Origin of the sequence: Brevundimonas diminuta ATCC 11568 (assembly GCF_000204035.1) — a bacterium.
GTDB lineage: Bacteria > Pseudomonadota > Alphaproteobacteria > Caulobacterales > Caulobacteraceae > Brevundimonas > Brevundimonas diminuta.
This window is the reverse complement of the sequence record NZ_GL883086.1, coordinates 1457846-1465694: the sequence shown is the minus strand read 5'-3', so window position 1 is coordinate 1465694 and position 7849 is coordinate 1457846. Positions and strand designations below refer to the sequence as shown.

The 7849-nt window shown below is 66.6% G+C and carries 10 protein-coding genes; 7 read left to right on the top strand and 3 right to left on the bottom strand.

Annotated features, from left to right (window positions below; genetic code table 11):
• From BDIM_RS17590 to BDIM_RS10880, 6 genes are all read left to right on the top strand, one after another.
• The coding region (locus tag BDIM_RS17590) for a flagellar basal body rod C-terminal domain-containing protein (protein WP_040345791.1) at positions 1-296 on the top strand (296 nt) is incomplete at its 5' end.
• Positions 293-1240: a flagellin gene (locus BDIM_RS10900; RefSeq protein WP_040345789.1), complete on the top strand. Its 948-nt coding sequence runs from the start codon at positions 293-295 to the stop codon at positions 1238-1240. The genes BDIM_RS17590 and BDIM_RS10900, both read left to right, overlap by 4 nt.
• 205 nt (positions 1241-1445) lie before the next feature.
• Positions 1446-2564 carry an ABC transporter permease gene (locus BDIM_RS10895; protein WP_003165651.1) on the top strand — a complete coding sequence of 373 codons (1119 nt, stop codon included), beginning with the start codon at positions 1446-1448 and terminating at the stop codon, positions 2562-2564.
• Positions 2561-3355: an ABC transporter ATP-binding protein gene (locus BDIM_RS10890; protein WP_003165650.1), complete on the top strand. Its 795-nt coding sequence runs from the start codon at positions 2561-2563 to the stop codon at positions 3353-3355. The genes BDIM_RS10895 and BDIM_RS10890 overlap by 4 nt, the downstream gene beginning before the upstream one ends.
• Before the next feature lie 15 nt (positions 3356-3370).
• Positions 3371-4309 (top strand): MlaD family protein, encoded by a 939-nt coding sequence (locus BDIM_RS10885; RefSeq protein WP_003165649.1) that lies wholly within the window; start codon positions 3371-3373, stop codon positions 4307-4309.
• Entirely contained in the window at positions 4306-4926 is a 621-nt protein-coding gene (locus BDIM_RS10880) for an ABC-type transport auxiliary lipoprotein family protein (protein ID WP_112999737.1), read from the top strand. Before BDIM_RS10885 ends, BDIM_RS10880 begins: the two co-directional genes overlap by 4 nt.
• Positions 4927-5021: 95 nt before the next feature.
• Here the strand turns inward: BDIM_RS10880 and BDIM_RS10875 are convergent, their stop codons facing one another.
• From BDIM_RS10875 to BDIM_RS10865, 3 genes are read right to left on the bottom strand one after another with little or no spacing between them, the layout of a single operon-like run.
• Entirely contained in the window at positions 5022-5672 is a 651-nt protein-coding gene (locus BDIM_RS10875) for a 3-oxoacid CoA-transferase subunit B (RefSeq protein ID WP_003165647.1), read from the bottom strand.
• A 2-nt stretch (positions 5673-5674) separates the two neighbouring features.
• The gene (locus BDIM_RS10870) at positions 5675-5902 is read right to left on the bottom strand and encodes a hypothetical protein (protein WP_003165646.1); all 228 of its coding nucleotides are present in this window, start codon (positions 5900-5902) and stop codon (positions 5675-5677) included.
• Positions 5902-6606, bottom strand: a complete 705-nt coding sequence (locus tag BDIM_RS10865; protein WP_003165645.1) for a CoA transferase subunit A — start codon at positions 6604-6606, stop codon at positions 5902-5904. Before BDIM_RS10865 ends, BDIM_RS10870 begins: the two co-directional genes overlap by 1 nt.
• Positions 6607-6793: 187 nt before the next feature.
• On the opposite strand from BDIM_RS10865, the gene BDIM_RS18455 reads away from it, so the two are divergent.
• Positions 6794-7849: hypothetical protein (locus BDIM_RS18455; protein ID WP_040345786.1), on the top strand; the 1056-nt coding region annotated here is incomplete at its 3' end.

Here is a 7849-nt window from a genome sequence, read left to right as displayed (position 1 = left end):
ACGCCGCTGCCTTCTCGGCGGCGGGCGGGGCGGCGGGCGGCTCCATGTCGCTGGCGCGCTATGCATCCGAATTGTCGGGCGAGATCGGCAGTCGGGCCGCCATGGCCAAGAACAACGCCGTCAGCGCCACGGCCCTGGCCAAGGAGGCGACGGCGCGCCGCGTCTCGGTCGAAGGGGTCAACCTGGACGAGGAACTGGTGCTGATGACCACCTATCAGCAAGCCTTTAACGCCTCGGCCCGCATGGTTCAGGCGGCCAAGGACATGTACGACATCCTGCTGGGAATGGTGCGATGACCCGCGTTTCGACCTACGGAAACTATCAGTCGGCCCTGCTTGACCTGATGTCGGCCCAGTCGCGCATGGCTGACGCCCAGCAGAAGGTGAACACCAAGAAGAACGCCACGGACCTGGTCGGTTTCGGCCGAGGCTCCGAGACGGTCAGCGCGCTGATGACCAGCCAGACCCGCATCCAGACCTTCATCGACACCAACAAGACCGTCACGGCTCGGCTGGAGACCCAGGATCTGGCGATGGATCGGATCGCAGACGCCTCGACGGCGGCGCGTCAGGCCATCGCCGACGCCATCGCCGCCGGGCGGATGGACACCCTGATGGGGACGCTGAACAGTCTGTTCATGGAGGCTCAAGACGGGCTGAACATGAAGCATCAGGGCAAGTATCTGTTCGGCGGCGGGGTCACTGATCGCGCGCCGGTGGATCTGCCCGACATTCCCGGTCAGCCTGGAGCCAGCATGATGGCCAAGCTGGCGGCCTTGCCCGATGAGAGCGCCGCCTTCCACAACGACCAGCTGAAGCAGTCGTCCTGGCTGGACGAGAACGTCTCGATGGACACGGGCTTCCTGGCCGACGCCATGGGATCGGAGCTGTTCGCCATCTTCCGCGACATCCAGCTGGAGCATCAGACGACGCCGCTGGACGGCAAGATGACGGACGCTCAGAAGGCCTTCCTGACCACTCAGATGGGCCGCTTCGAGGCGGCGGCGAAGGGGATGGTGGAGCTGCAGGCCGCCAACGGCGGGATGCAGAACCGCGTCGACCGCCTGCTGGAATCCCAGGAGGCGCGCAAGATTTCGATCGACACCATCCTGTCCGGCAAGACCGACGCCAACATGGCCGAAGCCGTCACCGAACTGGAGCTGGCGCAGATATCCCTGCAGGCCTCGGCCCAGGTGGTCAGCCAGCTGCGCCAGGTCTCCCTGCTCGACTATCTGCGCTAGGTCGTTTCCCGAGGTTGCGTTCCGCGCGGCCCGCTGAACGAAAATGGATGGTCGACGTTCTGAAAGCTGCGCCGTGACGGGCGGGCCTTGGCGTGTGTCGAGCAACGCCGGAAGAGATCGGGAGTCATCAGTCGTTGACACAGCGCGAAAAGCAGAGCTTTAAGCGGCGTATGCGTGCGGGCGGGCCTGTGTCAGTGTCGGATTCATGAATCGGGCGGACTTCCAGATTGATGAAAGCCAGGACGGCCAGACGCGCTTGCGGTTGGCCGGCGACTGGTCGACCGTCGCCGTCGGTCGGATGGGTGATCGGCTGAAGGCCGAGCTGGACGGTCGATCCGTGACCGCGCTGGATCTGGACGACCTGGGCCGTTTTGATACCGCCGGCGCCCTGGCCGTAGCCCAGGCCATGAGCCGGCCCATCCCTGAATCCGCCTGGTCCGTACGCCCCGAAGCCGGGCGCCTGTATCGCATGGTGGCCAAGCTGGACTGCATGACGGCCGAGCCGCCGCGCCGCTCGGCTCCCATGACGCGCGGCTTCGCCAAGGTCGGGCGCGGGGTCTATGATTTCGGCGCCGAAGCCATGCTGTCCCTGGCCTTCCTGGGCCGTTTGATGGCGGCGGTGCTGACCACGCTGAAGCACCCTGGCCGCATTCGTTGGGCCGCCTGGTTCAGCCAGGCGGAACGCACCGGCCTGGACGCCATTCCGATCGTGGTGGTGACCAACTTCTTCATCGGCGCCGTGGTGGCCTTCATCGGCGTGGACCTGCTGACCCAGTTCGGGGCGGGGGTCTTCACGGTGCAGTTGATCGGCGTCGCCGTCTTCCGTGAGTTCGCCGTGGTCATCACCGCCGTGCTGCTGGCGGGCCGTTCGGCCTCGTCCTTCGCCGCCGAGATCGGCTCGATGCGCATGACGCAGGAGGTGGACGCCATGAAGGTGATGGGCGTCGATCCCTTTCAGGCCCTGGTGATTCCGCGTCTGGCGGCGCTGCTGGTCATGCTGCCGCTGCTGACCTTCCTGGCCATGGTGGGGGGGCTGCTGGGCGGCGTCCTGGTGGCATGGAGCCAGTTGAACCTGGGACCGGCCTTCTTCTTCCAGCGGCTGGTCGAGGACGGCTATATGCCGACCCACATGATGGTCGGTCTGATCAAGGCGCCGGTGTTCGCCCTGGTGGTCGCGGCCATCGGCTGTCGCCAGGGCATGTCGGTGGCGGGCGACGTCGAGAGCCTGGGGCGCCGGGTGACGGCGGCGGTGGTGCAGGCCATCTTCGCCATCATCCTGCTGGACGCCGTCTTCGCCCTGATCTTCATCGAGCTGAAAATATGACGGCCGAGACGCGCAAACCCGACGACCGCGAGGCCGTCATCCAGGTGCGGGGCCTGCTCAGCCAGTTCGGCGAGCGGGTGATCCATCAGGATCTGGATCTGGACGTGATGCGCGGCGAGGTGCTGGGCGTCGTCGGCGGGTCGGGCACCGGCAAGACCGTGCTGTTGAACTCCATCATCGGCCTGAAGGAGCCGGAAGGCGGCGAGGTTAGCCTGTTCGGGCAGGACCGCAGCGCCATGACCAAGCAGGAAGCGGCCGCCGTCGAGCGTCGCACGGGCGTGCTGTTCCAGCAGGGCGCGCTGTTCTCGTCGCTGACGGTGCTGGACAATGTGGCCTCGCCCCTGGTCGAGCACACCGATCTGTCCAGGACGACCATCCGCGAGCTGGCCGAGATGAAGGTGGCCATGGTGGGCCTCAAGCCCGAGGCCCTCTATCTGAAGCCGGCTGAGCTGTCGGGCGGGATGCGCAAGCGCGTGGGCCTTGCCCGCGCCCTGGCGCTGGACCCCGAACTGGTCTTTCTGGACGAGCCGACTGCCGGGCTGGACCCGATCGGGGCGGCGGCGTTCGACGATCTGATCCGCCAGTTGTCGGAGGATCTGGGGCTGACGGTCTTCATGATCACCCACGACCTCGACAGCCTTTACGCCATCTGCGACCAGGTGGCCGTGCTGGCGGACAAGCATGTGGTGGCCAAGGCGCCGGTCGCCGAGCTGGAACGCTCGGACCACCCTTGGATCAAGGAATACTTCCTGGGGCCGCGCGGACGCGCCGCCCATAAGAGCGCGGCCTGAGGAGGACGCGAAACGATGGAAAGAGACGCTCATTACGCCGCCGTCGGCATCGCCACAGTCGCCCTTCTGCTGGCGCTGGCGGTGTTCACCATCTGGTTGGCGCGGCTGCAGTTCAACAAGGATTTCGACGTCTACGACATCGTCTTCTACGGCCCGGTGCGCGGCCTGTCGGAGGGGGGAGAGGTCCACTTCAACGGCATCCGCGTCGGCGAGGTGACCAACCTGAACCTGGATCCGAAGAAGGGCGATCAGGTCATCGCCCGCGTGCGGCTGAACGGCACGACGCCGGTGCGCGTGACCTCGCGCGCCCAGTTGGAGCCGCAGGGCATCACCGGCCTGAACTACATCCAGATCACCGCGGGCGCCCCGGACAGCCCGCTGCTGAAGGACCAGTATCCGGACAACGTCGTGCCGGTGATCCAGAGCCAGCCCAGCCCCATCGCCGAACTGCTGAGCGGATCGGGCACGGTGCTGGCCCAGACGGTGGACGCCTTGAACCGCATCAACCGCGTGATGTCGGACGACAACATCCGCAGCTTCTCGACCAGCGTGAAGAACGTCGAGGCCCTGACCGCCGAACTGGAGGCCCGCAAGGGCATGTTCCAGCAGTTGGAAGAGACCATCACCAAGGCCAACGCCGCTGTCGGCGAATATCAGGCCCTGGGCGCCAGCGCGCGCCAGATGGTCGACACCGACGGCAAGCAGGCCATCGCCAACATCAACCAGGCGACGCGCGAGGCGCAGGCCGCCATCGCCTCGATCAACCGTTCTGCGACCGGACTGGAAGGGCCATTGGGCGAATTCGGCACGCAGACCGTGCCGCAGTTGAACGACACTATTCGCCAACTGGATCGGGCGACCCGCTCGCTGCAGTCGCTCATTGACAACGTGCGCGACAGTCCGCGTGAGTTCATCGCCAAGGCGCCGTCCAAGGAAATCGAGGTGCAGCCGTGATCCGTTCCACACTGATGATTGCGGGGGCGTCGGTCGCCCTGTCTGGCTGCGCTTTGCTGTCGTCGCCGGACCCGGTTCAGCTGTATCGTTTCGGGGGCGCCTCGGCCTATGCCGGAACGGGCGCGACCTCGGCCTGCCCGGATGTCCATGTCTCCATGCGCCGGGTGGACTTTCCCGAAGCGGCGCGCGGCGACCGCATCCTGGCCGTGACGGGGACCGAGGCGGCCTATATCAAGGGCGCGCGCTGGGTGTCTCCGGCCGAGACCCTGTTCGAGGAAGCCCTGCGCAACGCCTTCCTGGACGGCGGGACGTGCACCGTGCTGAGCAGCGGTCCGCTGACGCGCGACGGCCTGTTGCTGAGCGTGGACGTGCGCCGGTTCGAGGCGTCCTACGTCGCGCCGGGCGCCGTGCCGGATGCGACCATCGTCGTGCTGCTGCGTCTGGTCCGGCCGGGCGATCGTTCGATCGTGGCCGAGGACCGCATCACGGTCAGCGAGAACGCAGGCGTGAACCGCCAGTCGGCCATCGTCGCCGCCTTTGACCGCGCCACGGCCGAGACCAGCCGTCAGATCGTCCTCTGGACCGACCAGCAGGGCTTCCAGGCGACCCGGGACTAAATTCCTTCTCCCTCAAGGGGAGAAGGAAGACATGAAAAACCCCGGCGGCCTCGCGGTCGCCGGGGTTTGTGTTTTTACAGAGGGGCGAGGGCGGTTCAGCCTACGCCCGCCGCCACCGTGTATTCGGCCTCGGTCTTGGCCGCGACCTCGTCAAGCGTGACGCCGTCCGCCAGTTCGATCAGCTCCAGCCCCGAACCGTCCGGCTTGACGTCAAAGGTCGCCAGATCGGTGATGATGCGGCTGACCACGCCCGTGCCGGTCAGCGGCAGGGTGCAGGCCTTCAGCACCTTGGACTGGCCGTGTTTGTTGGCGTGCTCCATGACCACGACCACGCGCTTGACGCCGGCGACCAGGTCCATGGCGCCGCCCATGCCCTTCACCAGCTTGCCCGGGATCATCCAGTTGGCGATGTCGCCGTTCTGGGCCACTTCCATGGCGCCCAGGATCGACAGATTGATGTGGCCGCCGCGGATCATGGCGAAGCTGTCAGCCGAGCTGAAATAGCTGCTCTCGGGGATTTCGGTGATCGTCTGCTTGCCGGCGTTGATCAGGTCGGGGTCTTCCTCGCCCTCATAGGGGAAGGGGCCCATGCCCAGCATGCCGTTCTCCGACTGCAGGGTCACGATCATGCCTTCGGGGATGTAGTTGGCCACCAGGGTCGGGATGCCGATGCCGAGGTTCACATAGAAGCCGTCCTGCAGCTCCTTGGCGGCGCGTTCGGCCAGTTGTTCGCGGGTGCGGGCCATGGTCATTCGTCTCCCGAAGAAGCAGATGCGTTGTCATGCAGCGAAGCCGAACGCTGCTGCTGGGCGATCAGCGTGGCGCCTGCCTGAAGATATCCGGCGACCAGAGCCGGGTTGGAGTAGGCGTAACCGCTCCCGAAGGCGGCATCGACTTCCTTGATGCCTGCGTGCAGCAGGGTCTTCAGGGTGCGGGCTGCGTTGTTGTTCAGTTTTTCCTGATCGGGGGCGGACATCAGACGGCCTCCCGCTGACGGACTGTACGCTGTTCGATGCGCTTTTCGGACACGGTCTGGATCAGGCGGTCGACATAGACGCCCGGCGTGTGGATGTGGTCGGGGTCGATCGAGCCGACGGGGACGATCTCTTCCACCTCGACGACCGTCACCTTTCCGGCGGTGGCCATCATCGGGTTGAAGTTGCGGGCCGTCTTGCGGAACACCAGATTGCCGCGCTCGTCGGCCTTCCACGCCTTGACGATGGCCAGGTCGGCGACCAGCCCCGTCTCCATGACGTATTTGCGGCCGTCGAAGTCGCGCACTTCCTTGCCCTCGGCGACCAGGGTGCCGACGCCGGTGGCGGTGAAGAAGGCCGGAATGCCCGCGCCGCCCGCGCGGATGCGCTCGGCCAGGGTGCCCTGCGGGTTGAACTCCAGCTGCAGCTCGCCCGCCAGGTATTGACGCTCGAACTCCTTGTTCTCGCCGACGTAGGACGAGATCATCTTGGCGATCTGGCGCGTCTCCAGCAGCTGGCCCAGGCCGAAGCCGTCCACGCCCGCATTGTTGGAGATGACGGTCAGACCCTTCACGCCCGTGTCGCGCAAGCCTGCGATCAGGTTTTCGGGAATGCCGCACAGGCCGAAGCCGCCGGACATGACGGTCATGCCGTCGAATGTCAGCCCCTCCAGCGCGGACTTCACGTCAGCGTAAATCTTGCCCATCGGACTCCCTTTTTCACCAACTGATGAATATCGTGGTCTCCTCCGTCCTTAAAGCGGGCCGGGAAGTGGAGCAAGCGGCAAGCGCGACGCAGGGGAAGGCATGGCGTGACAAGCCTGACGGTTGACCCTGGACCGCAGGGGTCTCACACCTAGCGCCACATAAGACTCGTCTCAGTGGGGAAAATCCATGCGCCATCATCTCTTGCGGGCCGCCTTGCCCGCTCTGGTGCTCGCCGCCGCCGTTCCAGCCCTGGCACTGCCGGTCGCAGCGCTCGCCCAGGACGCCGCGCCGACCTATCACCAACCGCCGTCGCCGATCGCCCAGATTCTGGACGCCAAGCCCAATCCGGGCGTCAGCGTCAGCCCCGACCGCAAGACCCTGCTGCTGACCGACCGCTCCAACCTGCCGGCCATCGCCGAACTGGCCGAGCCGATGCTGCGGCTGGCGGGCTATCGCATCAATCCCAAGAACAACGGCCCGGCCAACAGCCGCGTCTCCTGGCTGACGGGGCTCAGCTTCCAGGCGGTCGACGGCGGGCCTGCGCGCCCGGTGACGGGCTTGCCCGCCAATGCGCGCCTGACCAATGTCAGCTGGGCGCCGAACGGCCAGGCTGTGGCCTTCCTGGTCAATGCGCCCAACGGGCTGGAGCTTTGGACCGCCGATGTCGCCCAGGCCAAGGCGCGCAAGCTGAACGGGCCGATGGTCAATGCGGCGGCGGGTTCGGGCTTCTCCTGGCTGTCGGACTCCTCGGGCCTGTTGGTCCTGGCGGTTCCGGCCGGGCGCGGCCTGGCGCCCAACGTCGATCATCCGCCGGAAGGCCCGATCATCACCGAGACGGGCGGCCGCGCCGCCCCGGTGCGGACTTATCAGGATCTGCTGTCCAACGTGGGCGACGAGGCCCTGTTCGACTACTACTTCACCAGCCAGCCGACCGTGGTGTCGCTGAACGGCCGCGCGCGCTCGGTGGGCCAGCCGGGCGTCATCCTGGGCGTCTCGACCTCGCCGGACGGGCGCTACATCCTGCAGACGCGGGTGAAGAAGCCCTATTCCTACGTCGTGCCGGCCAGCCTGTTCCCCTCGGACGTCATCGTCACCGACATGAACGGGCGCCAGGTTCACCGCGTGGCCGACCTGCCGCTGCGCGACAACGTGCCGACGCCGTTCGACGCCGTGGCGCCGGGGCCGCGCGCGGTCCAGTGGCGGGCCGACGCCGACGCCACCCTGGTCTGGGCCGAGGGCTCA